The 25,119-nt window shown below is 32.9% G+C and carries 23 protein-coding genes; 4 read left to right on the top strand and 19 right to left on the bottom strand.

The features are described 5' to 3' along the window. Positions 1 to 47: 47 nt before the first annotated feature. The 3 genes from ACIQ2L_RS00430 (at position 48) to ACIQ2L_RS00420 (ending at position 2,049) form a co-directional block, all read left to right on the top strand. Positions 48 to 497: a heavy-metal-associated domain-containing protein gene (locus tag ACIQ2L_RS00430; RefSeq protein ID WP_396155354.1), complete on the top strand. Its 450-nt coding sequence runs from the start codon at positions 48 to 50 to the stop codon at positions 495 to 497. A gap of 63 nt (positions 498 to 560) precedes the next feature. Next, on the top strand, positions 561 to 1,289 hold the full coding sequence (locus tag ACIQ2L_RS00425; protein ID WP_396155352.1) for a DUF2490 domain-containing protein: 729 nt from the start codon (positions 561 to 563) through the stop codon (positions 1,287 to 1,289). A gap of 79 nt (positions 1,290 to 1,368) precedes the next feature. Continuing rightward, positions 1,369 to 2,049, top strand: coding sequence for a DedA family protein (locus ACIQ2L_RS00420; RefSeq protein ID WP_396155350.1), 681 nt, complete (start codon positions 1,369 to 1,371; stop codon positions 2,047 to 2,049). A 24-nt stretch (positions 2,050 to 2,073) separates the two neighbouring features. On the opposite strand, the gene ACIQ2L_RS00415 is transcribed toward ACIQ2L_RS00420, so the two are convergent. The 19 genes from ACIQ2L_RS00415 to ACIQ2L_RS00325 form a co-directional block, all read right to left on the bottom strand. Continuing rightward, on the bottom strand, positions 2,074 to 4,452 hold the full coding sequence (locus ACIQ2L_RS00415) for a hypothetical protein (protein ID WP_396155348.1): 2,379 nt from the start codon (positions 4,450 to 4,452) through the stop codon (positions 2,074 to 2,076). Between the two features lie 99 nt (positions 4,453 to 4,551). Further along, positions 4,552 to 6,183, bottom strand: coding sequence for a chaperonin GroEL (groL, locus tag ACIQ2L_RS00410; RefSeq protein ID WP_396155346.1), 1,632 nt, complete (start codon positions 6,181 to 6,183; stop codon positions 4,552 to 4,554). A 60-nt stretch (positions 6,184 to 6,243) separates the two neighbouring features. Next, complete coding sequence (gene groES / locus ACIQ2L_RS00405; protein WP_396155344.1) at positions 6,244 to 6,519, bottom strand: co-chaperone GroES; 276 nt, start codon at positions 6,517 to 6,519, stop codon at positions 6,244 to 6,246. 129 nt (positions 6,520 to 6,648) lie between these two features. Continuing rightward, positions 6,649 to 6,984: a preprotein translocase subunit SecG gene (gene secG / locus ACIQ2L_RS00400; RefSeq protein WP_396155342.1), complete on the bottom strand. Its 336-nt coding sequence runs from the start codon at positions 6,982 to 6,984 to the stop codon at positions 6,649 to 6,651. A gap of 2 nt (positions 6,985 to 6,986) precedes the next feature. Then, positions 6,987 to 7,856 carry a tetratricopeptide repeat protein gene (locus ACIQ2L_RS00395; RefSeq protein ID WP_396155340.1) on the bottom strand — a complete coding sequence of 290 codons (870 nt, stop codon included), beginning with the start codon at positions 7,854 to 7,856 and terminating at the stop codon, positions 6,987 to 6,989. A 38-nt stretch (positions 7,857 to 7,894) separates the two neighbouring features. Continuing rightward, positions 7,895 to 8,398 carry an LptE family protein gene (locus ACIQ2L_RS00390; RefSeq protein ID WP_396155338.1) on the bottom strand — a complete coding sequence of 168 codons (504 nt, stop codon included), beginning with the start codon at positions 8,396 to 8,398 and terminating at the stop codon, positions 7,895 to 7,897. 54 nt (positions 8,399 to 8,452) lie between these two features. Then, entirely contained in the window at positions 8,453 to 9,253 is an 801-nt protein-coding gene (locus tag ACIQ2L_RS00385) for a hypothetical protein (protein ID WP_396155335.1), read from the bottom strand. A 53-nt stretch (positions 9,254 to 9,306) separates the two neighbouring features. After that, positions 9,307 to 10,572 carry a sigma-54 interaction domain-containing protein gene (locus ACIQ2L_RS00380; protein ID WP_396155333.1) on the bottom strand — a complete coding sequence of 422 codons (1,266 nt, stop codon included), beginning with the start codon at positions 10,570 to 10,572 and terminating at the stop codon, positions 9,307 to 9,309. A gap of 144 nt (positions 10,573 to 10,716) precedes the next feature. Next, a complete protein-coding gene (locus tag ACIQ2L_RS00375) occupies positions 10,717 to 10,860 on the bottom strand; it encodes a YcxB family protein (RefSeq protein WP_396155960.1) in 144 nt (47 codons plus the stop codon). Beyond that, entirely contained in the window at positions 10,833 to 11,237 is a 405-nt protein-coding gene (locus ACIQ2L_RS00370) for a hypothetical protein (RefSeq protein WP_396155973.1), read from the bottom strand. The genes ACIQ2L_RS00375 and ACIQ2L_RS00370 overlap by 28 nt, the downstream gene beginning before the upstream one ends. A gap of 49 nt (positions 11,238 to 11,286) precedes the next feature. Then, the gene (miaB, locus tag ACIQ2L_RS00365; RefSeq protein WP_396155331.1) at positions 11,287 to 12,735 is read right to left on the bottom strand and encodes a tRNA (N6-isopentenyl adenosine(37)-C2)-methylthiotransferase MiaB; all 1,449 of its coding nucleotides are present in this window, start codon (positions 12,733 to 12,735) and stop codon (positions 11,287 to 11,289) included. A gap of 187 nt (positions 12,736 to 12,922) precedes the next feature. Then, positions 12,923 to 13,963: an NAD(P)/FAD-dependent oxidoreductase gene (locus tag ACIQ2L_RS00360; protein WP_396155329.1), complete on the bottom strand. Its 1,041-nt coding sequence runs from the start codon at positions 13,961 to 13,963 to the stop codon at positions 12,923 to 12,925. Between the two features lie 64 nt (positions 13,964 to 14,027). Continuing rightward, positions 14,028 to 14,942, bottom strand: a complete 915-nt coding sequence (gene gldN / locus ACIQ2L_RS00355; RefSeq protein ID WP_396155327.1) for a gliding motility protein GldN — start codon at positions 14,940 to 14,942, stop codon at positions 14,028 to 14,030. A 52-nt stretch (positions 14,943 to 14,994) separates the two neighbouring features. Continuing rightward, on the bottom strand, positions 14,995 to 16,539 hold the full coding sequence (gldM, locus tag ACIQ2L_RS00350) for a gliding motility protein GldM (RefSeq protein WP_396155325.1): 1,545 nt from the start codon (positions 16,537 to 16,539) through the stop codon (positions 14,995 to 14,997). Positions 16,540 to 16,594: 55 nt separating this feature from the next. Then, on the bottom strand, positions 16,595 to 17,227 hold the full coding sequence (gene gldL, locus ACIQ2L_RS00345) for a gliding motility protein GldL (protein ID WP_396155323.1): 633 nt from the start codon (positions 17,225 to 17,227) through the stop codon (positions 16,595 to 16,597). Positions 17,228 to 17,278: 51 nt separating this feature from the next. Next, positions 17,279 to 18,688 (bottom strand): gliding motility lipoprotein GldK, encoded by a 1,410-nt coding sequence (gene gldK, locus ACIQ2L_RS00340; protein ID WP_396155321.1) that lies wholly within the window; start codon positions 18,686 to 18,688, stop codon positions 17,279 to 17,281. A 247-nt stretch (positions 18,689 to 18,935) separates the two neighbouring features. Then, the gene (locus ACIQ2L_RS00335; protein ID WP_396155319.1) at positions 18,936 to 20,090 is read right to left on the bottom strand and encodes a formimidoylglutamase; all 1,155 of its coding nucleotides are present in this window, start codon (positions 20,088 to 20,090) and stop codon (positions 18,936 to 18,938) included. Between the two features lie 3 nt (positions 20,091 to 20,093). After that, a complete protein-coding gene (gene topA / locus ACIQ2L_RS00330; RefSeq protein WP_396155317.1) occupies positions 20,094 to 22,610 on the bottom strand; it encodes a type I DNA topoisomerase in 2,517 nt (838 codons plus the stop codon). Between the two features lie 91 nt (positions 22,611 to 22,701). Next, positions 22,702 to 23,085 carry a DUF983 domain-containing protein gene (locus ACIQ2L_RS00325; RefSeq protein ID WP_396155316.1) on the bottom strand — a complete coding sequence of 128 codons (384 nt, stop codon included), beginning with the start codon at positions 23,083 to 23,085 and terminating at the stop codon, positions 22,702 to 22,704. A 103-nt stretch (positions 23,086 to 23,188) separates the two neighbouring features. Between ACIQ2L_RS00325 and ACIQ2L_RS00320 the strand changes: the two genes are divergently transcribed. Then, positions 23,189 to 25,117 carry an ABC-F family ATP-binding cassette domain-containing protein gene (locus ACIQ2L_RS00320; protein ID WP_396155315.1) on the top strand — a complete coding sequence of 643 codons (1,929 nt, stop codon included), beginning with the start codon at positions 23,189 to 23,191 and terminating at the stop codon, positions 25,115 to 25,117. Positions 25,118 to 25,119 lie beyond the last annotated feature (2 nt).

The following is a 25,119-nucleotide window of genomic DNA, read 5'->3' as shown; positions in this document are numbered from 1 at the left end:
CAATATCAATAACAATATCAATAACAATATCAATAAAAAATAAAAAAATGAAATCAAAGATTATTACGTCCGTTCGCCAAAATGGCTCGGGTCACGAACACAAAAAAAACAATTTTAAAATTGTGAGTAAAAATTCAATTTTAGGAATGATGTTATTTTTATTCGCCTTTTCAATACAAGCTCAAGACACCCGAGGCGGAGCCGAACTGAGCGTAGCTAAAAAGAATAAAAATGCCAAATACACTTTTGAAGTAAATGGCAACTGTGACCAATGTCAAAAACGAATTCAGAAAGCGGCTTTTTCTGTTAGTGGTGTAAAATCAGCAACTTGGAATATTGAAACACACCAAATGGCTGTGATTATTAATGAAGAAAAATGTTCAGTGATGGATGTTAAAAAAGCCATTGCCAATGTAGGTCATGATACTGAAGAAGTCAAAACCACTCAAGAGATATATGACAATCTTCATGGCTGTTGTAAATATGAAAGAAAATAATTTCCTACTTACAAAATAACGTTTTAGGAGTTTTTTTATTGTTATTTTTGTCAAAAACATTCAATGAAAAAGCTGTTCCTTGCTGGTTGTCTTTTGTGTATTTCCATTTTGTATTCCCAAGATTTCAAACAAGATCAAAGAATCTGGATGGCATATACCGGTTTTTTAAAGGTGTCTAATCATTGGAGTTGTCAAGTTGAAGCTCAATTCAGGATGGATAATCAATTGCAGCAAAATCAACAAAACCTATTTAGAATTGGAGCTATATATGATATTTCTTCATCAAAACATCTTGCCACTGGTTATGCTTTGGTAAATACTTTTAACAACTCATTAGGTGATTATTTTAAAGAAAATAGACTATGGGAACAGTTTCAATATTACAAAAAATGGCATAATGAAAAAAATGTAATGTTACATCGATTCCGTTTGGAACAGCGATGGGTTGAACAACTAGCTATCGCGGATAATAATGTTATAAATAGTGACACCAATTATCAAAATAGACTGCGTTATTTGAACAGAAACTTATTCCATTTATACCATTTTAAAAGAACCGATAATGAGATGTATATAGTTTTACAAGATGAAATTTTTTTTACGTTGGGAGATAATAATATAAACAGGAACTTTATAGATCAAAACAGATTTTTTGTAGGACTTGGATTGAATTTTAATAATACTACTAGATTAGAAGTTGGCTATTTAAATCATTATGTTACTTCGTCTATCGCTAATGATTTTATGAATCATACAATTTCCTTTTCAGTACTACAAAATTTGGTTTTATAAACAATATTACTTCTTACCTAATTATCCCAAAAAATTTGATTAATTTCACGCTCGATTTTCACACAAAATATTTTTCTACATGAATGATTTTGATTGGTTGCAATTGTTAAACCCTGAGTTTTATATAACAATGTCTATTGCAGGCGTGAAAGTTGGCCTTTGGATAGTACTGTTTATAGTGTTTGCTGAAACTGGATTATTTGCAGGTTTCTTTTTGCCGGGTGATAGTTTACTTTTTTTGGCAGGAATTTATAGTCGCAGTTTGGTAGAGAATTTTACTTTTATCGAAAGCGATTTGGTTAATGTGGTTTTATTGTCAATACTAGTTGCAGTTGCTGGAATTTTAGGAAATATGGTAGGTTATTGGTTTGGAGCAAAGAGTGGTTATTATTTATATAAAAAAGAGGATAGTTTTTGGTTTAAGAAAAAATACTTAATACAATCGAAAGATTTCTTTGAAAGATTTGGTGGAAAAGCGATAATATTTGCTCGTTTTTTGCCTATTGTGAGAACATTTGCACCCATTGTTGCCGGCATTGTTACTATGGATAAAAAGAAGTTTATGTTTTATAATATAGTAAGTTCTTTTCTTTGGTCGTTTATTCTAATATTCTCAGGACATTATTTGTATGGCATGTTTTTGGAAAAATACGACATCGATTTAAAGCATCACATCGAAAAAATTGTCATCGGGATTATTTTTATTTCTACTTTCCCAGTCTTTTTGAAAATGATTAAGAAACATCCGAAAGAAGAATAAATAAACTATAATCGAGACTTTTATTTATTTTAACTCGACTATTTTTTCTTCGTGAAATAAGTTGCCTTCACCATCCATTCCTTCAATGATTATTTTGGATTTATCTTTATTGTAATCAATAACATCAAATTTAAAATCACCATTTTCATTAGATGATATTCTTGAAGACCAACCTAGAATAGCAAAGTTGTTAAATCCAATACTTTGGGGATTAAGATACTCTTCGTTTTTAAAAGTGCCATTATCTGTAAATGCTTCTTTTAGAAAAAAAGAATTTGGGTTTAGCTTGCTAAAGTATCCTTTTTTTGGTTTTTTGGTGTAAATCTTAATTATTCCTGCATTATTGTTCATACTTGCGACAATGGCTCGAGAGTCGATAAATATTTCATCGATTTCAATCATTTGCATAAATCCCAGCTCATCATAAGAGGAGAATAATTGGCGGTCGTTAATATAAACCAATGGTGTTGGATTGGGTAAGTTTAGTGAAGTTTTTTGTCTTGAACTAATACTTACTTTACCCTGATTTCGCGACACTACAAACCCATTATATTCAATAAAATTTAGCAAGCTATTTGTTGTATATTTTTCATCAATTTTATAACCTCTTAACATGGTATTGGATAGTATATTACCATAAGTAAGGTCTGATATTTTCTTGCTTTTTAAAACCACTTCTTTAAGATTAATTATTTTACCTTCCAATTTTGGAAGATCTAGGTCAGAAAGTGATTCATATTTAAGAGTTTCATTACAGTTTTCTAACATATTGCCGGTAAATAGTTTGTTGTAAGCTCTTTTTCTATTTATTATCTGCGGTATTAATTTTTGAGGAATATTTTCAAAATTTGGTAGCTTCTGCAAAGACAAATCAACTAAAGTAGAATCTGTTAAAAGTAAATTTTCAAACTGATATTCTCCTTGTTCTGAAACGTCAGAAGTTGACATTATTAGGTCTTTATTGGTTACCAATTTTACTTTGTGAAATGTTTTATTTTTAATTGAAGGGTCTATTTTACCTTTTAAATTAATTCCAATGTCAAAACTATAATTTGATTTGGGAGGATTTGACTTTAAATAATCCCAATTGTATTTTGATTTTTCTTCATTTAATAAAACCAAATCCAATTCATATAATTTCAATCTGTTTTGGGAATTTAGATAGTAAGATGCATTTTTAAGTGAATTATTTAAATAGGGATTAATGGTTATACCTGCAATGATAGAATTGTTTCCATCAATACTTTTTGTGTCTTCTGGTAAAACGGAAATACTCATAATTGAGTTTGGATATTTTGAATAGCCAATTAAACTTATTTTATCTTCATTTCTTCTGTTTTTAAGCACATTAAACTCATTTTTAGTTGGTTTGCTAATGTAAATTAATCGCTCTCCCCATTGTTTTAAATCACTGTCGATTATTCTAATCGTATTAATCCCTGTTTGTAAATCGCTATTTTTTACAATGAAAGTTTGTTCCAATTCATTAGAAATAAACGTAAAAGGGTAAACGATTAGCTTTTGATCTTGATGTATAACCAAGCTTATTTTTTTTGATTGAAAGGCATCATAACTTGTTTGGTTTGTTTTAATTTTAACTGCGACACTATTCTCTAATGAAAATGAATTTATTTCTACTGAAATCCCAATTAAATCTGGTTTAGGAAGTGTTTTCTCTATGGTTTTAGTATCATAGTTAAGTACTACTTTTATATCATTGTTTGATGGAATTATATCAAATTTACCAAAACCAAATTTATTTAATTTTATTGTTTTTATGACTTCTCCAATACTATTTTGGATACTTGCCTCTATATTTTCTGGTGAATTTCCGTTACAATCTTTAACTTGAACTCCAATTGTGTTAGAAATACCGCTAATTAAACTTTTACCTTCTGGATTTAGAAAAATTTGTAGAGATTCTGTATTTATTTCTTTATAGTTCTTTATTCCTTCGGTTGGATTTATTACTGTAACTTTTGTGATAGTGGATTCGTTTTCACTAAAATTATTCATCCAGTTGGTATACACTTGAATAAAGTAATTACCTGATGCTAATTTGGAATTCAGTTTTATTTTACCTGCGAAAGTTCCATTACTTGCATATATTAGTTTTTCTGATATCTGCTTGCCATTTTCATCTAATAACATTACAAAAACGTTGGTGGTAAAATAGGGTTTGTTAGTCTTTCTATTTATGACATACCCTTGATACCAAATGGACTCATTGTTTAGAAACGTAGTTTTGTCTAAATGAAGGTGAATGGCTTCTCTTTCTAAATCAAAAAAATTGTATAAAATAGATTCGATTTTAGCGAGATTTTCATCCGTGTCGATTTGAGAAAAAAGAGAATTAGACACTAAAATAAAAAACAAAAAGAAAAAATAATTTAGCTGTTTCATCAAAAATAAAATTTATCGAATTTATAAAAATTTAGTTACAAAACAAACAAAAAAAAGTCTCGAGAATTCGAGACGTTTTTATATTAAAATCATGGTAAATTACATCATCCCCGGCATTCCACCGCCCATCGGCATTCCGCCACCAGCGTTTTCTTCTTTTATTTCTACCAATGCACATTCGGTTGTTAAAATCATTCCTGAAACCGAAGCTGCATTTTCTAGTGCAACACGAGTTACTTTTTTAGGATCAATAATTCCGGCTTTAAGCATATCAACATATTCATCGGTTTTGGCATTGTAACCGAAATTTCCTTTTCCTTCCGATACTTTTGCTACAACCACAGAACCTTCTAAACCAGCATTTTCAACAATTGTTCTCAAAGGAGACTCTACTGCACGAGATACAATTTGAATTCCGGTGGCTTCATCTGCATTTTCTGATTTTAAGCTAGTTAATACATTTTTTGCTCTTAGAAGAGCAACTCCACCACCAGCAACAATTCCTTCTTCAACTGCAGCACGAGTAGCATGAAGCGCATCATCGACACGGTCTTTTTTCTCTTTCATTTCAACTTCAGAAGCAGCACCAACATAAAGTACGGCAACACCTCCAGCTAACTTAGCCAAACGCTCTTGCAATTTTTCTTTGTCATAGTCAGATGTGGTAGTCTCCATTTGACCTTTGATTTGGTTCACACGATTTTTAATCATATCAGCATTTCCGGCACCATTTACCAAAGTGGTGTTGTCTTTGTCAATAGTTACTTTTTCAGCAGTACCTAACATTTCTAATGTAGTGTTTTCTAGAGTATAACCGCTTTCTTCAGCTATAACAGTTCCTCCAGTTAAGATGGCTATGTCTTCTAACATTGCTTTTCTTCGGTCTCCAAAGCCAGGTGCTTTTACAGCTGCAATTTTCAACGCACCGCGTAACTTGTTTACGACTAAAGTTGACAGCGCTTCGCCATCAACATCTTCAGCAATAATTAATAATGGTTTTCCTGATTGGGCGACTGGTTCTAGTATTGGCAAAAGTTCTTTCAAAGAAGATACTTTTTTGTCATATAAAAGAATATAAGGTCTTTCTAATTCTACTTCCATTTTTTCAGGATTGGTTACGAAATAGGGAGAAAGATAACCTCTGTCGAATTGCATTCCTTCTACAACATCTACATAAGTATCAGTTCCCTTGGCTTCTTCCACAGTGATGACACCTTCTTTACCCACTTTTCCAAAAGCCGTTGCAATCAAATCACCAATAACTTCATCATTATTCGCCGAAATAGAAGCAATTTGTTTTATTTTTTCAGAATCGCTTCCAACAACTTGAGCCTGTTTTGCCAAATCGGCAACGATAGCTTCCACAGCTTTGTCAATTCCACGTTTTAAATCCATTGGATTAGCTCCAGCCGCTACGTTTTTCAAACCTTCTTTTACAATAGCCTGAGCTAAAACAGTTGCAGTCGTAGTTCCATCACCAGCTAAATCATTGGTTTTAGAAGCGACTTCTTTTACCATTTGAGCACCCATATTTTCTAGTGGGTCTTTTAATTCTATTTCTTTGGCAACCGTAACACCGTCTTTGGTAACTGTTGGGCCACCAAATGATTTTCCAATGATTACATTACGTCCTTTTGGTCCAAGGGTTACTTTTACTGCATTTGCTAATGCATCAACGCCTCGTTTTAATCCGTCACGTGCTTCAATATCAAATTTTATATCTTTTGCCATTTTAATTTTATTTTTTTTAAATTTTAGTCTTAATACTTAATTCTCAAATCTTAATACTGCTTAAATTATCGCAAGAATATCGTCTTCACGCATGATTAGATAATCTTTTCCGTTGAATTTTAAATCGGTTCCCGAATATTTTCCATAAAGAACAGTATCGCCTATTTTTACGGTTAATGGTTCGTCTTTCTTCCCATTTCCAATGGCGACAACAGTTCCTTTTTGTGGTTTTTCTTTTGCCGTATCTGGAATAATTATTCCAGAGGCTGTTTGAGTTTCTGCAGCGGCAGGCTCAATAATTACTCTGTCCGAAAGAGGTTTAATATTTAATGCCATAATAATAGAGTTAATTTTTAATTTGTTTAATTAGTGCCTTTCAGAAATTGTGCCAAGAGCTAAAACTGACATTTTTCCTAAAAAAAATGCCAGCATGTCAGTGCTGGCATTATGTTTACTGTATATAAATTATTTTTTTGGAGTCTCCATTGGTTTTGCTGGAGTAGTTGTAGTTGGTTTTGCAGGTGCTAAGGCTTCTTTCTCATCAATAATTTTAGAATCAGAGCCACCCATCATTCCAGGAAAACTCAAGCTTGATAATAAAATCAATATAATTAATATACTTGCTAATGTCCAAGTGCTTTTATCTAAAAAGTCAGTCGTTTTTTGAACGCCACCCATTTGTGTTGAACCACCTAATGTAGATGATAAACCTCCACCTTTAGGGTTTTGTACCATGATTACTATGATCAATAGGAAACAAACTATTGTTATCAGTACTAAAAAAATTGTAAAATTAGTCATTGTTATAAATTGTTATTTTGTTGCATTATTTTAATATCCGAAATTCGGTCTGCAAAGAAACTACTTTTTTCTGGATATTTCAAAATTAATATTTCATATGCTTGAATTGCTTTAGAATATTTTTTTTGTTCTAAATAAACTCGTGCTAAAGTCTCGGTCATCAAGTGGGAAGTATCTTCTGTAAAAGTTTCTATTACTGGAACTGCAGCATCTTTTGCAATTGGAGTTATTTTAGGATTGTTTTCGATGAATTTGTCAATTAAATCTAGATTTCTTTTCTTCTCCGTATCAATAGATGGTTTGATTTGCTGCGCCTGTTCGCTATCGCTCGAGTATTCTCTAATTATTGGTTTTAAACGCGATAATTGTAGCCATTCTTGAAAGGAATGTTTTTCGTTTCTAGAAAATTCCAAAGGTTTCCCTATAGCCAATTTTTCTTTTGCTTTTTGTTCTTCGGTTGTAGTTGCTTCTTTTATAGAAGTAATAATGGATTGTTCTAATGCATTTACAACAGTCTGTTTGGCTTTCACAATAAGATGTTCACTGCCAACCACATTCATGTTCATTAATTCTTCAAGCTTTTTTTCGTATAATCCTTTTTGAACAGCAACAAAGGAATCCGAAGTAATGAAATCAAATAAAACACTTCTGTCGGTAGTATAAGCAGCAGAAACTTTTAGGGCATAATTATAAGTATAACTATCCTGATTGTATAAATGTTTTAACTTTAGTACCCGCGCACTTTGAAAATAGGGGAACGCTTCTAAAACACTATCTAATGTTTCAGCATATCTATTATTAATAGCATCTGGTTTGTTAAGTAAGTATGTATAATCTGTTAGGTTCAAATTTATTTTTATTTCTGGTTTCAAGTTTTTTCAGTGACTGCTTAGTGCGACTGGCAACTTTTTTACCATTTAGCTAATGATTCATTAAAAATATCTTGAGTTATACGCTCAAATATTTCATCAATATATCCGTTAAGTGTTGATCCAACGGGTAATTCAGTACCTTGATAATCTCTAAAAAAAGAAAAACGTTTTTCAAAATTATCGGCTTCTTTATTTTTATTTGTAAATCGAACCATTACGGCTATTGTGAGTCTACTTTCTGCAGCGGTTTGCGCTGCTGTAGCTTGCATTGGTGTAATTCTATAATCTACAATTTCACCTTCGTATAACAAATCTCCATTAGAATTGGTCAAATTCAAATTGGTTTGATTTTGAATAATTTCCTGAAGCTTATTGGTAAATGTTCTTTCAATTCCGGGCTCTACTATATCAGCAGTATTTTGAAAATAATTAACTTGAAACGTCTTAGCGTCAATTTTACCAGTGCCTGTAAAATTATATACGCTGCAACCGTTAATAGTAGTGGCTAGTATTAAAAAGGAAAATAATTTTAGAAACTTCATGCAAACAATTAAAGACTGCTAAAGTAATTCTTTATTTTGAATTAAGGAAGTAGATTATTGATAGTAATAATCAGCAAAAGAGTAAAATTCAACAAAGTTATTATTGCTGTCTAAAACCTCGATGCCAACTTGTAAATGTTTACCTTCAACATCAGTAATTGCACCATGATTATAGAAAAAAGAATCAGTTGTTCCTTTGTCGTAACCGTTTGCCATGTCTTTAGAGGCTTGACAGTCAATAAAAAAGCTTGGATCTGTTAGTGATTTCACTCTTGCTACTGCTAAAACAGCATTATAAATTGGATTAGCACCAAGCATAGCATCAAATCGGAAATTTTTAACTAAATCAGTTGAGTTGTTGTTTACTTTTTCAAATGAAGTCATATTGCCATTAGAATACGTCATATGATATTGACCTGCATTTGAACCCGTACGGATAAAGTTAAGGGCTAATTTATCTGAATTTACTTGGCAACTAATAGTAAAACCGCTTCCGTAATTATAATTGTAAGTTTGAGTAGCTGCATTAAATGTATAAGGTAAACCATTAATGGTTTTAATGTTATCATCTACATTATAGGTTATTATATCAGTTTCTGATACTAAACCATTTGTATATTTTACATCTCTAACAACTCTATTTTTATTGTCATAAACAAACTCTTCAACAATGGTTCCGTCAGCTAGTGTAATAGTAGTCAATAGATTATTGTTAATATTCCAATGTTTTTCATTGGTACTATTCTTGTAAAAAACGACTTTTTCAATCTTTTTTAAAGTGGAGGAACTATCTGTATCATTACTACAAGATAGAAAAGTAATAGCAATCGTCAATAAGAAAAAAATATTTTTCATAGTTAGTAAGTTTGGGATTCTAAACGTAACAAGTCTGAACGCAATGAAAAAATTTATAGGTCATATTGCTTAATTTTTCGATAAAGTGTTCTTTCCGAGATTCCTAATTCATCTGCGGCAGCTTTTCTTTTGCCTTTATGACGTTCTAATGATTTTTTGATAAGCTCAATTTCGCGGTGTTCTAACTTTAAAGTTTCTTCTTCTTCTTCTATGGTTTCAGCCATTAAATAATTTGTATTGTCATCATCATCAAATTCCTCTTGTTCTATTTCATTTTGTTGTGAAATACTGTTTGTTCTTGATTCGTCTTCAAAGTTAGAGACCGACTCTTCCTTTTGACCAAAAACTTTTTGAATTAAATTTTTGTTCATTTCCTGTACTTTTGAGCTTCCGTTTTGCATTAATTCTAACGTCAATTTTTTCAAATCATGCAAATCACTTTTCATGTCAAAAAGTACTTTGTAAAGAATGTCCCTTTCGGTAGAAAAATCATTTTCAGATTTCTTTCCACTAATTACTGATGGTAAGTTGGAGCCTTCAGTAGGGAGATAGGATTGAACTGTCGCTAACGATATATCGCGATTAGTTTCTAAAACAGATATTTGTTCGGCAAAATTTCTAAGTTGACGAATATTGCCACTCCAGCGGTATTTTTGGATAAATTGAACGGCTTCATCGCTTAATTTAACAGCAGGCATTTTATATTTATGAGCAAAATCAGACGCAAATTTTCTGAATAATAAATGGATGTCATCTTTTCTATCGCGTAATGATGGTAATGGAATATCAACGGTACTCAATCGATAATACAAATCTTCACGGAACTTTCCTTTTTCGATAGCATCAAACATATTTACATTAGTGGCCGCAACAATTCGAACATTCGTTTTTTGAACCTGAGAAGAACCTACTTTTAAAAACTCACCATTTTCTAAAACTCGAAGTAAGCGTACTTGAGTTGTTAAAGGTAATTCGCCCACTTCATCCAAGAAAATTGTTCCTCCATCAGCCACTTCAAAATACCCTTGGCGCTCAGCATTAGCTCCGGTAAAGGAACCTTTTTCATGTCCGAAAAGCTCACTGTCAATAGTTCCTTCTGGAATAGCGCCACAGTTTACGGCAATATATTTTCCATGTTTTCTATGGGAAAGCGCATGGATAATTCTTGGAATACTTTCTTTACCAACGCCACTTTCGCCCACGACCAATACTGAAATATCAGTAGGAGCAACCTGCATCGCTTTTTCTATCGCTCGATTGAGCTTTGAATCATTTCCAATAATCTCGAAACGTTGTTTTATACTTTGAACGGTTTCCATTTAAAAAAGTTTAAAGTTTAAGGTTTAAAGTTTAAGGTTTAAAAGTTTCTCCGATCTCGATATCATTGCTTCGCCAGCCTGCCTGTCGGCAGAAAGGTTCGAGCATAGCTCTCGTGTTTGATAAAGGAAGAATCTCACAAACCATTATTTTAAACTCTTTTTTATATTTATTGAATTAAATAATTCTTTTATTTCGTTGTATTGATTGTCTTTTAAGTCGGTTTTAATTATCGGAAGAGCTGTGTTCTTTTTTTGATAAATTAAAAACCATTTTTTTGTTTCCTTAATTTGATATGTTTCATTCCAAAAATTCTCAATTTTAAAAGTTTCGCCTTCCTGAATATAGGATTTTGTGTTGAATGTAATGGTTTGTAATTTAAAATTTTTTTGTTTGAAAGAATATTTTTCTTCATTGTTGAAAGTTTTCTGAAAAAAATAATTATCCATAAAGAAATAATTACAAACAAAGCAAAAAAATCACCCAAATCGTATTTTTCTTCAATTGTCGCTGTGTTTACTAATGTAGTAAGCTTGGTCATTAAAATTAAAATAATGAAAGCTAAAGGAAAATATTTAACAAAGGGTAAATTAACTAAAAGGTACTTTGAAACTTTCATTAAATTTTCAATGTTTGGTTTGTATTTAATTTCAATATTTTTTTCCATCTTTTATAACAAAATTAATTTGTGAAAATTTGTGTAATTAGTGGCTTTGTTAATTCATCTCACTAAACCCAACAGCTTCACCAATTAAGGTTCCGCTGGTGCAGTTGATAATTTTTACATTCACAAAATCTCCAATTTTATAATGTGCTTTTGGGAAAACCACCATAAAACTTTGTGAATTCCGTCCTGATAAATCGTTCTCTGATTTTTTTGAAACTTTTTCCACTAAAACTTCTACAGTTTTGCCTACAAATTCTTTGGTTCTAATTCCGCTGTGAATGCGCTGTAGGTCAACAATTTCTTGAAGTCTTCGAAACTTAGTTTCTTCTAAAACATCATCCTTCATTTTTCTACCTGCTAGTGTTCCAGGCCTTTCAGAGTAAGCGTACATATAGCCAAAACCATATTTTACATAGTCCATTAAAGCCAAAGTATCTTGATGATCTTCCTCGGTTTCGGTTGGAAATCCTGCAATGATATCTTGAGTAATGGAACTTTCAGGAAGAATCGTTTTAATCTTATCGATCAGCATCATATATTCAGCTCTAGTATGCAAACGATTCATCTCTTTAAGAATTCTGTCACTGCCGCTTTGGACGGGTAAATGAACATGTTTGCAGATGTTTGGATATTTTGCTATCACATACAACACGCTTTCGTGCATATCTTGTGGATTAGATGTCGAAAAACGAATACGCATTTTTGGAAATTGGATTGCGACCATTTCAAGTAATTGGTCAAAATCTACTGCGGTAGCTTTTTGCATTTCGGAAGCTTTTTCGAAATCTTTTTTTAATCCACCACCATACCATAAATAGCTATCCACATTTTGTCCTAAAAGGGTAACTTCTTTAAAACCCTTGTTCCATAAATCTTGAATTTCTCCGATAATACTTTGTGGTTCCCGACTGCGTTCTCGACCACGTGTGAAAGGCACTACGCAAAACGTGCACATATTATCACAACCACGAGTGATCGACACTAAAGCGGTTACGCCATTACTCATCAAACGCACAGGTGAAATATCTCCGTAAGTTTCTTCTTTAGATAATATTACGTTGATAGCATCTCTGCCGTCTTCGACTTCTTTCAATAAATTGGGTAAATCTTTATAAGCATCGGGACCGACAACCATGTCGACGATTTTTTCTTCTTCAAGGAATTTTTCTTTAAGACGTTCGGCCATACAACCCAAAACACCGACTTTCATATTCGGGTTTACTTCACGTTTAACAGCATTGTATTTCTCAAGTCGTTTTCTTACGGTTTGTTCAGCTTTGTCTCTTATAGAGCAGGTATTTACCAATACTAAGTCGGCTTCTTCTAGAATTGCGGTAGTATTATAACCTTCACGGGTCATAATAGAAGCCACGATTTCGCTATCCGAAAAATTCATCGCACAACCATAGCTTTCTATGAATAGTTTTTTGGTGTTTTCTGGTTTGTTTTGTAAAACAAGACTAGTACCTTGTTTTTGCTCGTCAATTTCCTTTTCCATATTCCAAATTTGTCATTCCGATTTATCGGAATCTCAACTACACATTAGTATTAATCCCAATTTATCGGAATCACGAAAACAAAGATAATACTAAAATTCAAAATCTGACAAGATGGCAGTTTATGTTTAATAAAAGATTTGATTTTATAATTCCAATCTCATAAAAGGCTGAGGTAGTAGCGTTATTTTAATATTTAAATCTATCAATATTTATTGTTTTGTCTAAAGGCTTCTCGTTTTCTATACAATCATATAAATCAATTGCCATAGCTGGAGCAAGCATAACTCCGCGCGTTCCAAGACCATTTAAAATATGAATATTTTTGTACATGAAATGTGTACCTAATAAAGGCCGACGGTCTTTTACTGTTGGTCTCACACCTGCAAAATGTTCTACAATATCAAAATCACAATTTAAAATTTCTTTAATTCGGTTGATCAGTTCTTGCTTTCCTTCTTTTGTTGGTATACTTGTTTTATCATCCCAGTGGTATGTGGCGCCAACTTTATAAAAATTATTTCCCAACGGTATAATGAAAACGCTTGTATTGACAATTACATCCAAATTCAAATCAGGCGCTTTAATGATAAATAATTCGCCTTTGGTTCCGTCAAGAGGTAAATTTTTAAAGAATGGGTTAGAATGCATTCCAAATCCTTCTGCAAAGACAATGTGTTTTGCTCTAAGGTTTGCGTATTCAATATGAGTGTCAAAAATTTGTAAATCAGTATAGTCAAATGTATTTTCATCTAACCAATTATTGTTTTTCAAATAGTTATGGTAATTTTGAAGTAACACAACAGTATCCACGTAACCAGAGTGTAATACTTCACCATAACCAAACGGAGCGTCAATTCCGTTATATTTAGTATGAATAATTTTTGTAGATAAAAACGGAGATATTTTGGGTTTGTCGGATGCTGAAAACCAATTATTTTGTTCTTCTACAGAGAAGAATTTTCTGTAGATTGGAATTTTATAATCCAGTTTGATGGCAAGTTTTTGTTCAATCTCCCTATAAAATTGATCAGCTAATTCCAATTGAGATTTCGCATTCCAAACTTCGCTAAATCTTTTTAGAATTACTGGATTGTATAAACCACCAGCTATTTGTGTTGAATTTTGCGAATGATTATCAAAAACTTTAAATGACTTTCCATTTTGCAAAAGTGTTTCTGCATAGGCAATTCCGGCCAATCCTGATCCAACAATAATATAATCGAGCATACCTGTAAATTAAAAAACTCTCACCTAAAAGATGAGAGTTTTATAGTGTTTTATGAAATATCTTTTAATAATTCCACATGTCTGATTCAAAGCTACGAATCTTTTCTTTGATTCTTTCAGATTCTAAAAGCTGATTCTGTGAATTGTCTTTCATGTATTGTTGAATTTCACGGTCACCGTATACGTTTTCCTCTTTATAAATCTCACCGTTAAATCTTCGGGAGTTTAATAAGTGGTCAAAGGTGATAGGCATCGCAGAGTTTTTATCATTAAAGGCCTTCGACTCATGCAAAATTTCTCTAACTGCTGGGAAGTATACCCAAAACAAATCAATAACATCGGCATTATCATTACCTGCATCTCTTGCCTCTGGAGTAACTGGGCACAAAGCAATGAGTCTGTACTTTAGTTCTCCTTGACGTTTATCAAAATACCAGTAACCCTTTATTTTATAACCAGAAATATAACTTGCATCTAATTCTTTTTTGTTTATAAACTGCGGATCTAATACTTTTTTCCCCGATTTGTAATCATCGTAATAATTATTAATTTCATCTTTTCCAGCATCAATTGTATCAATGTATGTGAAAGAAGACTCCATATCCTTGAATGTCTTTTTAGCATTGAAATAATCATCTACGTATACTTCAGTAATCTTACCATTTTTGATATTTTTTACTAATACATCGAATAAGGCTCTTCTTTCTTTTCCAACAAAATTAGTATCGATAGGATAGTACAAAGGAAAATTAATTCTCTCGTCAATATCAATAAACTCCCAAATAGTTTTACCCATTAACACATCTCTGTCGAGAACATAACCATACGATAATGGCTTATCATTGTCAGAAATTATTTGAGCAGATGTTTTCTTTCCAATCTCATCTGGAGTTTTGGAATTCAACAAGTTTGTCTGAGCAAAAGTTGAAGCACTCATTGCTACTGCAAAAACTACTGAAAAAAGATTTTTAATTTTCATAATCGTATACTTTAAGTTATTTAAGTAGGTTTCTTTTTTTCAACTTAAATTATTATTGAATTTCGTAAATAACTGGTGCTGCTGTCTTGATGTCAAGTGCTGCTGAGCTTCCAACAATTTTTGATTTAATGTCAAAAATAGATATTTGGTCACCTTTAGAAGCCCTTTGCAATGCAGCTTTACATTGCGCATTAACTCTATTTCCTGAAACGACTACTGCCGCTTGTCCAGGTACTTTAAAGCTAAATTTGGTCACTTCAAAATTTAAGTCGTACAAGAAATCCTGTAATACAGCAGAAATTTGAGAAACTTCTAAACGTGATTTAGCACCTTTAACTATTCCGACTTGACCGGCTATTGCACCAGCTGGCGCAGGAATATTTTTAATACGGAACACTTTTTTATCAGAAACAGATTTACCATCAGCCATTTTTCCTGTAGCAGTAATGACTACTTCAGTACCGGAACCAGGATTCAAATTATACTTTCCTTTACCTGCAGAAGTTAATCCAGAAGCCGAAGCTGTTACATCACTTTCAGGGATACCTGCAAATGAAATTGTCATAGGGTTTGGTAAACCTCTGTATACTACGTTCATTTTATCTGCAGAAATGTTAGCAGAATTTGGCCGTGGGACTACAACGTATTTACCTTCAAATTTCAATGGGACTGGTTTTCCATCTTCCATAAATGAGAATGTACCATTAATGGTTTTTTCTCCAACACCACCAGCAGTCATCGATATTACCGCTTGACCATTTTCAATTTTACCGGGTCCAGAAAAACTAGTTGGAACCGTATTTGCATCATATTTTCCTAATACAACTTTACCTTTCACCGTTTCACCTTCAAAGAATACGTTTTTATCTAAAATTACCATAGCTTGGAAGTTTTTCAATGATGCTGCTTGAGCAATTGTATTACCGATTAATGCATTGAAGATATCTTGTTCTGTTTGCTGAACATCATTTTGCATACTTGTTAATTTTGCAATCGATGCTACCGCAGGGAAGCCTTCGAAATGATATGATAAGTACTTTTTTGAAACACCCTCTTTATCTTTAACATTGGCTAAATTAAATTTACTTTTAACATTGTTGATGATTGGCTGATATTTAACATCATTACCAAAGACAGCGATAACATCTTTTTTGTATTTTTCAATCTTAGCGATAATTTCGTCTCCTTTTTTAGAATATTTATCACCTTCAAACCAGTTTTCATCAATGAATCCACCTTTGTCCATTGCTTCATACGGCAATTTTCCGGTTTTTTCATCTCTTTCAAATTCTTTAGAAACATCTGCTTTCAAAGTACCTAAAAAAGTGTAAAGCTCTTTAGAGATTTTTTGAACTTCAACCGCTTTGTCTAAAGGTGCTTTAAAACGTACCGGCTCATCTTCGGCTTTTTGTTCTAAAGTTCCTAACAAACTTTTATTATAATCTTCTGAAAATTTATTTACGCTTTCAAATTTTTCGTTCATCAAACCAAAAGCGGTTAATACTTCTTTTGACATGTTTAATGCCAACATTGCGATGAAAACCAGGTACATCAGGTTAATCATCTTCTGTCTAGGGGTTAATTTTCCTCCTGCCATTTTTTCTAATTAGTTTAAATTATTATTTTGTTAAAATAGATAGTTATAAAACTAATTATCCTTTGTTACTCATTGCAGAAAGCATTCCACCATATACATTGTTTAATGTAGAAAGGTTAGAAGTTAAACTTTGCATTTGATCTTTTAATTTTAGGTTGTTTTCAGCAACTTCATTATTAATTTGCGTATTTCTTTCAGCACTTTGTAGTTGTGCTTGGTATAGACCATTTAAAGCTTCCATTTGAGTTGCAGCTTTACCCATTTCTTCAGCATATTTCTTTTGACCTGCCATTGCATCAACAGTAGGAGAAATTGATTTTGCAGCACCTTCAAAGTTTTTGATGCTATTTCCTAAGCTCGCCATTAATTCACCATCAATTTTAGCTTCTTTCAACATAGCATCTAATTTTTGAGATAATAAACCTTGTGCGTCTTTTGGATCTTCTTTTTTATCTTTTGCTTTCGCCTCACCTCCAGCTAATTCTGGATAGACAAGTGACCAATCTAGTTCATTATCTACTGGGTCAAAAGCAGACAGACCAAAGATTAACGCTTCCACTCCAAGTCCGATAATTAACATCTCACTTGCTCCAGTCCAGTGTTGTATTTTAAATAATGCTCCGATAATTACAACTGCCGCTCCCATACCGTAAGCGAAATTCATTACTTTTTTACTTAATAATGCCATGATAATAATAATTTTTAGTTAGTTAAGTTAATATATTCAAGTTAGTTTAATTTATTTTTTAGGTGCGCCATTTTTAGTGACCTTTGTTCCCATATAGTCTTGAACAGTACGGAAACCAATATAACTTCTGGCTGAATCTGCGTATTCATAATCTCTTGTGCCTACTTGTAAGAAATAGGAAACATCTTTCCAGGAGCCTCCACGAACCGACTTTCTCATATTTTTTATATCGGAAACGTAAGGATTTATTGAAGAAACATATTCATATGCTGCTGCGTCATAAGATGAATCAGTCCATTCAGCTACGTTACCCGACATGTTGTATAAATTATAGCCATTTGGCTCATATGATTTCGCTTCTACAGTATATAAAGCTTGATCTGCAGCATAATCTCCTCTATTTGGTTTGAAGTTTGCTAAGAAACATCCTCTATCATTTTTGGCATAGGGACCTCCCCAAGGAAATGTAGCTGATTCTAAACCGCCTCTTGCTGCATATTCCCATTCTGATTCAATTGGAAGACGGAAAGTATTAATAAGATCACGCCCTTTTTTCTTTGATTTTATATAAGAATTTTTGTTTAAAGTTCTCCAAGCACAAAAAGCTTTAGCTTGTTTCCAGCTTACCCCAACAACAGGATATTGTGCATACGCTTGATGCCAAAAATAATCATTGTGCATTGGCTCATTATAAGAATATGCAAAGTCTTTAATCCAAACGGTAGTATCAGGATAAACAGCTTGTTGTTCGGTTCTGATAAAAGAACTTCTTTTTCCAACTTTAGCTTTCGCAGCCGCTTGAATATCCATCCAAGAATATCTAAATTTTAATTTTTTTACATCAATAGTTCTTAAACCATTATAGGATTCTGCAATTGGTAAATACATAGTATCCATAACTTCAGTATAATACTCGTCTGGATATTTTTTAGCATCTTTTATAAGTTTGATTTTTTTATTCAATCTTCTTCCTGCATATTGATCATCATCAGTTCCCACGCTATAATAATTCTCATACATGTATTTATCATACGGAGTCATTTTAGCAGGATCGGCATCATTGAAAGCAAAATCTCCAATGCTTCCCCCTTTGCCACCACCTTTACCGCCTTTACCAGTAGAAGTTTGTCCAACTTCATCTGCAAGAATCGCTAAACGAACTCTAATTGTAGAGTCTTTTACCCATTCTATAAATTGTCGGTACTCACTGTTAGTAATTTCCGTTTCATCCATATAAAATGATCTTACGGTAACCGTTTTTGTTGGTGAATCTTGCATATTTGCAGGGTCATCATCAGATTTACCCATAATGAATGCTCCACCTGGAATTAAAGTCATTCCAAATGGCTTTTCTGGATGCCATTTTTTTCCTTTAACTCCTACCAATTCACCTTTATCGCTAGATCCACCACAACTGGTTAATAAAGCTAAAAATGACGCAAATGTTATGAACTTCTTCATATGTATATTTTGGGGTTATTTTTATAAAATTTTAGGTCGTAAACCTATTTATTATTTTTCAAAAAAGCAATTAATTACTATTAAATTTATTTGCAAAATCTTTCAATATCTAAATTCACAATTCAAAAATAGAATTAATGTTTTTAAAAAAAAAATATTTTATCGATAAAATGCATTTTTTAACGATAAAACGCTTTTTTAAACGAATTTTATAAGTATTTTACTATATTTATTTTAAACAATATCTTTAAATACTATTTTTTCGCTGAGCTTTCCACCAACGTTCTGGTATTTCATTATTACAGGCAGCTAAATATTCTTCATGAGAACAAGGTAGTAACGTATTTTTTTTCAGTTTATTGTGTTGACCAGCAAAAAAATTTATTTCTATCCACCATCTTCCCGTTTTATTACTTTTATAAAATATTAATTCTTCCGTTTCTAAAGGGACGATATATTTTAAATAGTTTTCTTTAGTGCTAAAAGGATATTCATTGGATCGGTAATTCACACCTTCAATAAAATACCAAATTATTTGTGCAACAAGAACTGACTCTTCTTTTCTAGCATTATGATTGAAAATTCCAAAAGAACTAACCTTGTCACTTATTCCAGAGTATCTAGATAAACTACATATTTCTTTTCCATCAAAACCATTTGGGGTAAAAGCAATTAAATTTCCTGAATACGATGAAGTAACGGCATTCAAATCAATACTAACAATATCTGCATCACGAAATGTTGGCTCAGCTAGTTCAATATTGTTACAAATATCTCCTAATCTGTAGGCGTCAAAATATAATTTCTCTATTAAATCTATTTCTTCTTGCGAGTTAAAGTAAGTTTGGTATCCAATATTACTAAAATTAAAAAGGTTGTTTGGTTCCTCTAAAATAATTTTGGACAAATATGATTTTGCTGAAATACCATCCTCTTGTTTACCAAAGTCAAACTTACTATCTATAGATACCAAATTGACCATCTGTTCTAGATTGTCATAAGCTCTATAGAGTGGATAAGTCAAATCTTGAGAACCCCCAATAATAATTGGAATAATTCCTTTTTTTATAAGCTTTGAAGCGACTTTCTGTAAAGCGAAAAAAGTATCTTCTATAGTGTTTCCGGGTAAAATATCTCCTAAATCGCCAATAGAACTTTGCCAGTTTCCTGGAAACAAATTATATAATTCTTTTCTAATCGCATCTAGGTTGATTTCTTCATCTAAATAATTTACAGCACCACGGTTTTCTAATACTCCAATAATTGCAATTTTTAATTTATTAATGTCTGGAAAATCTTTATCCGTATGAAAAGCAACTTTACTTCCTAAATGTTGAGATGAAAGTTCGTTTATATATTGAATAATTTTGTGATCAACGGGTGATAGAAAATCAAATTCCATAGTTTATTTCTTTTTAGCGGGAGCTTTTTTGGTTGCAGTTTTAGATCCGCTTCGTTCCGTTCTGCCTTTGGTCTTTTCTGGAGTTTTCTTGGCAATCATTTCTTTAACTTCCTCTAAAGTCAATTTAGAAGCATCGATATCTTTATTTAATTCGATTTTGATTTTACCTTTTGTGATTTCTGATTTTCCCCACCGGGCTTTTTGAACTAAAATCCCTTCTGATTCCCAATTATGAATTACTTTATCAATATTTTTTTGAAGTTTATCTTCAATAATTGTTTCAATTTCTTGTTGGGATAAATTATTAAAGTTGTATTTAGTACTTACATTAATAAAAATACCATTCCATTTTAGAAAAGGTCCAAATCTTCCCGTACCTTTTTGAACACCTTCTCCTTTGTAAACGGCAACTGGAGCATCAGCAGAAACTTTTTCATCAATTAAAACTTTTGCTCTTTCTAAATCTACATCTAATGGTTCTTCTCCTTTTGGTAAAGAAACAAATACTTTTCCAAATTTAATGAAAGGGCCAAAACGGCCTAAACTTACTTCAACTTCTTCACCTTTATACGTTCCTAAAACTTTTGGAAGTAAAAATAAATTCAATGCCTCTTCAAGACTAATGTTACCTATGTTTTGTTCTGGTCGTAAACTTGCAAATTTCTTTTCATCATCATCAGCTTCTCCAATTTGAGCTACTGGACCAAACTTTCCTAAACGAACTAATACTTGTTTTCCAGTTTTTGGATCTTTACCCAATATTCGTTCACCACTTTCTCTTTCTGCTGTGTCCTGAACTTGAACGACATTTGGGTGAAACTTATCATAAAACTCTTGCATCATTTTTGCCCAATCAATATTTCCTTCAGCAATTTCATCAAAGTCTTGCTCTACTTTAGCTGTAAAGTTATAATCTAATATCGCTGAAAAGTTTTTAACCAAAAAGTCATTTACAATGGTTCCAATATCAGTAGGCACTAATTTTCCTTTATCTGAGCCTGTATTTTCTTTTAGAATCTGTTGCGCTACCTTATTGTCTTTGAGCATAAGCTGGGTATACTTTCTTTCTACACCTTCTAAATTTCCTTTTTCAACATAGGTTCTAGCAATAATAGTTGAAATAGTTGGCGCATATGTCGAAGGCCTACCAATTCCTAGTTCTTCTAATTTCTTTACTAATGAAGCTTCGGTATATCTTGATGATGGTCGTGTGTACCTTTCCGTTGCAGTAATGAAATTATTTTGTAATTTTTCATTCACTTTTAAAGCAGGTAACATTCCTTCTTGTTCTTCATCATCGTCATCATTACCTTCTAGGTATACTTTTAAAAAACCTTCAAACTTAATAACTTCGCCCGAAGCTTGGAAAACTTCTGAATGATTATTGGCTTCAATTTTTACACTAGTTCTTTCTAATTCGGCATCGCTCATTTGTGATGCCAAAGTTCTTTTCCAAATCAAATCGTATAAACGTGCTTGGTCTCTTTCAATAGTAACACTATGTCGCGACATATCTGTTGGTCGAATGGCCTCGTGAGCTTCTTGTGCACCTTTACTCTTTGTATTGAATGTTCGTGGTTTTGAATAGGACGCACCGTATGATTTTGTTATCTCTGCCTGAGCTGCCTCTGAAGCTTCTTTTGAAAGATTTACACTGTCGGTTCTCATATACGTAATCAACCCAGCTTCATATAATCTTTGAGCGATTTGCATCGTTATTCCAACAGGTAAATATAACTTACGTGCTGCTTCTTGCTGCAACGTTGATGTTGTAAAAGGTGCCGCAGGCGATTTCTTAGTTGGTTTGGTTTCTAAATCGGCAACCTTATATATGGAACCAATATTTTTATTTAAAAAGTCTTCTGCTTCTTTTTGGGTTGCGAAGTTTTTGGGTAATTTGGCTTTAACAATTTTTCCAGCTTCGTTTGTGAATTCAGCAGTAACCGAATAGGATGCTACCGCTTTGAATTCTTGTATTTCTCTTTCTCGCTCTACTATTAATCTAACGGATACGGATTGTACACGACCGGCAGATAGTCCACCTTTCACTTTTTTCCATAAAACGGGGGAAAGTTCATAGCCCACTAATCGGTCTAAAACTCTCCGAGCTTGTTGTGCATTCACTAAATTATAATCAATCTCTCTCGGATTATCGATGGCTTTTAGGATGGCATTTTTTGTAATTTCGTGAAAAACAATACGTTTGGTTTTGCTTTTGTCTAATTTTAATTCTTCGGCTAAGTGCCAGGAAATGGCTTCTCCTTCTCGGTCCTCATCGGAAGCTAACCAAACCATTTCGGCGTTTTTAGCAAGTCCTTTTAGTTTGGAAACCAACGCTTTTTTATCGGATGAAACTTCGTATTTTGGCTTAAAACCGTTGAGCACATCAACTCCAATTTCTTTAGATGGCAAGTCGGCAATATGGCCATAGCTCGATTCTACTTGGTAGTCAGCACCCAAAAACTTTTCAATGGTTTTTGCCTTTGCTGGTGACTCAACGATAACTAAATTCTTTGCCATGTTCCTATTGTTTATGTTGGCAAAAGTAAACGTTTTTTTTAAATTTCAATTTTAAGACTAAAATTTAGCTTTGTTAAATTCTTGGAAGAAGTTATTTCTTAGCCACGTCTTTGTTATAACTCACAAACATATTGATGTAGATGTTTCTAGACAATCGTGCGGTTATAGGCATTAAAACAACCAAAGCTAAAATGATTGTTATCATAGATTGATTCAATTTCAATCCGATAATAACTTTTGAAATGATAAAAGCGGCTATTCCAATACCAACGGTCAATCCGTAGCTTACATACATAGCACCATAAAAGAAAGAAGGCTCTATTTGATAATGCAAGCCACAGTGACTGCAATTATCGTGCATTTTGTAGATATTTTTAATATTGTACGGATTTTTATCTACATACATACTTTCTTCTTGGCATCGTGGACAAGTTCCTGTTAAAATACTATTTAGTTTGGATCCTTTTTTTAACATTTGCAAAAATTTTAATTTTATTCCGTTCGGTCTTATGACTTCAGGTCTACAAAGGTAAACCCAAAGGAAGGTTTTAATATTAATATACTATTCTTTTTTCCTTATGTTGAATATACACAATTTATCGGTTTCTTTTGGCGGCACTTATCTTTTTGAAGAGGTAACTTTTAGATTGGGTTCTGGAGATAGAGTAGGACTTGTCGGAAAAAATGGAGCAGGAAAATCAACGATGCTAAAAATTTTAGCAGGCGATTTCAAACCAGATTCCGGTCAAATAGCAACCGAGAAGGAAGTCAAAATGGGTTTCCTTCGTCAGGATATTGATTTCGAACAAGGAAGAACGGTACTTGATGAAGCCTATGAAGCCTTTACTGAAATAAAAGCGGTTGAAAAAAAGCTTGAAAGCATTAATCACCAATTGGTATCAAGAACCGATTATGAAAGCGAGGCCTACAGCCAAATAATCGAAGATTTATCGGATTACACCCATCGTTTTGAATTGCTTGGCGGCTATAACTATGTAGGCGATACCGAGAAAATATTATTAGGGCTAGGTTTTAAAAGAGAAGATTTCAACAACCAAACGGATACTTTTTCGGGCGGATGGAGAATGCGTATTGAGTTGGCTAAATTATTATTGCAGTCGAATGATATTTTATTGCTCGATGAGCCAACGAATCACTTAGATATAGAAAGTATCATTTGGCTGGAAGGATTTCTTAGAAACTTTCCCGGCGTCGTGGTAATCGTATCTCACGATAAAATGTTTTTGGATAATGTAACCAACAGAACTATTGAAATCTCTTTGGGTAAAGCCTATGATTATAACAAACCGTATTCTCAATATTTAATTTTACGTGAAGAAATTCGCGAAAAGCAATTGGCTACACAAAAAAATCAAGCAAAGAAAATTGAGGAAACCGAAAAGCTAATCGAAAAATTCCGAGCCAAAGCATCCAAAGCATCTATGGCACAATCGCTTATTAAAAAGCTGGATAAAGTAGAGCGCATTGAAGTGGATGAAGATGATACATCCGTAATGAATATTTCGTTTCCGGTATCGCAAGTTCCAGGACGAGTAGTTATAGAAGCGGAACATGTAACCAAAGCCTACGGCGATAAAACGATTTTAAAAGACATTTCGCTTTTAGTAGAACGAGGTTCTAAAATCGCTTTCGTAGGTCAGAACGGTCAAGGGAAATCTACCTTTATGAAAGCCATTGTCAATGAATTCAAATACCAAGGTTCAATAAAATTAGGACACAATGTGCAGTTGGGCTATTTTGCTCAAAATCAGGCAGAATATTTAGATGGTGAAATTACCTTATTAGAAACCATGACCAATGCCGCAACCGATACCAATCGTTCTAAAGTTAGAGATATGTTGGGTTCCTTTTTGTTTCGCGGTGACGATGTTGAGAAAAAAGTAAAAGTACTTTCGGGTGGCGAACGCAATCGTTTGGCCTTGTGTAAATTATTGCTTCAGCCCATTAACGTTTTGGTAATGGATGAGCCAACGAATCACTTGGATATCAAATCGAAAAATGTGTTGAAAGCCGCCTTGAAAAAATATGAAGGAACGTTGCTGTTGGTTTCTCACGACAGGGATTTTCTTCAGGGAATGTCGAATATCGTATATGAATTCAAAGACCAAAAGATCAAAGAATATCTAGGCGATATCAACTTTTTCCTCGAACAACGCAATATGGAAAACATGCGCGAAATTGAAAAGAAAAGCCCCCTAACCCCCGAAGGGGGAACAAATAAAGTGGAAACAAAATCGACTTCAAAAAACATTTCCTACGAGGACCAAAAGAAAAGCAAGTCATTGCAAAACCGTTTGAGCAAAATAGAAAGCCAAATCAAGCAATTGGAAATTGACATTCAAAATGACGATAAAGAATTGGCTTCCAATTATGACAAACACATCGAAAACGCTAGTTTCTTTATGGCTTACAACAAGAAGAAAAAGGAATTGGATAAATTACTTGAAGATTGGGAATTGGTACAAGGTGAAATAGAAACACTTTAGCG

The sequence above is a fragment of the Flavobacterium sp. genome (genome assembly GCF_044369455.1).
Taxonomy (GTDB): domain Bacteria; phylum Bacteroidota; class Bacteroidia; order Flavobacteriales; family Flavobacteriaceae; genus Flavobacterium.
Note: the sequence above shows the minus strand (reverse complement) of the source record. Positions and strands in the feature narration are given on the sequence as shown.

Coding starts and splice junctions, on each gene's coding strand:
- ACIQ2L_RS00320 (WP_396155315.1), top strand. CDS start 23,189: ATGTTGAATATACACAATTTATCGGTTTCTTTTGGCGGCACTTATCTT.
- ACIQ2L_RS00380 (WP_396155333.1), bottom strand. CDS start 10,572: ATGGAAACCGTTCAAAGTATAAAACAACGTTTCGAGATTATTGGAAAT.
- ACIQ2L_RS00390 (WP_396155338.1), bottom strand. CDS start 8,398: ATGAAGTTTCTAAAATTATTTTCCTTTTTAATACTAGCCACTACTATT.
- ACIQ2L_RS00385 (WP_396155335.1), bottom strand. CDS start 9,253: ATGAAAAATATTTTTTTCTTATTGACGATTGCTATTACTTTTCTATCT.
- ACIQ2L_RS00325 (WP_396155316.1), bottom strand. CDS start 23,085: ATGTTAAAAAAAGGATCCAAACTAAATAGTATTTTAACAGGAACTTGT.
- ACIQ2L_RS00415 (WP_396155348.1), bottom strand. CDS start 4,452: ATGAAACAGCTAAATTATTTTTTCTTTTTGTTTTTTATTTTAGTGTCT.
- gldK (WP_396155321.1), bottom strand. CDS start 18,688: ATGAAGAAGTTCATAACATTTGCGTCATTTTTAGCTTTATTAACCAGT.
- ACIQ2L_RS00370 (WP_396155973.1), bottom strand. CDS start 11,237: ATGGAAAAAAATATTGAAATTAAATACAAACCAAACATTGAAAATTTA.
- ACIQ2L_RS00420 (WP_396155350.1), top strand. CDS start 1,369: ATGAATGATTTTGATTGGTTGCAATTGTTAAACCCTGAGTTTTATATA.
- groL (WP_396155346.1), bottom strand. CDS start 6,183: ATGGCAAAAGATATAAAATTTGATATTGAAGCACGTGACGGATTAAAA.
- miaB (WP_396155331.1), bottom strand. CDS start 12,735: ATGGAAAAGGAAATTGACGAGCAAAAACAAGGTACTAGTCTTGTTTTA.
- gldN (WP_396155327.1), bottom strand. CDS start 14,942: ATGAAAATTAAAAATCTTTTTTCAGTAGTTTTTGCAGTAGCAATGAGT.
- gldM (WP_396155325.1), bottom strand. CDS start 16,539: ATGGCAGGAGGAAAATTAACCCCTAGACAGAAGATGATTAACCTGATG.
- ACIQ2L_RS00360 (WP_396155329.1), bottom strand. CDS start 13,963: ATGCTCGATTATATTATTGTTGGATCAGGATTGGCCGGAATTGCCTAT.
- secG (WP_396155342.1), bottom strand. CDS start 6,984: ATGACTAATTTTACAATTTTTTTAGTACTGATAACAATAGTTTGTTTC.
- gldL (WP_396155323.1), bottom strand. CDS start 17,227: ATGGCATTATTAAGTAAAAAAGTAATGAATTTCGCTTACGGTATGGGA.
- ACIQ2L_RS00425 (WP_396155352.1), top strand. CDS start 561: ATGAAAAAGCTGTTCCTTGCTGGTTGTCTTTTGTGTATTTCCATTTTG.
- topA (WP_396155317.1), bottom strand. CDS start 22,610: ATGGCAAAGAATTTAGTTATCGTTGAGTCACCAGCAAAGGCAAAAACC.
- ACIQ2L_RS00335 (WP_396155319.1), bottom strand. CDS start 20,090: ATGGAATTTGATTTTCTATCACCCGTTGATCACAAAATTATTCAATAT.
- groES (WP_396155344.1), bottom strand. CDS start 6,519: ATGGCATTAAATATTAAACCTCTTTCGGACAGAGTAATTATTGAGCCT.
- ACIQ2L_RS00430 (WP_396155354.1), top strand. CDS start 48: ATGAAATCAAAGATTATTACGTCCGTTCGCCAAAATGGCTCGGGTCAC.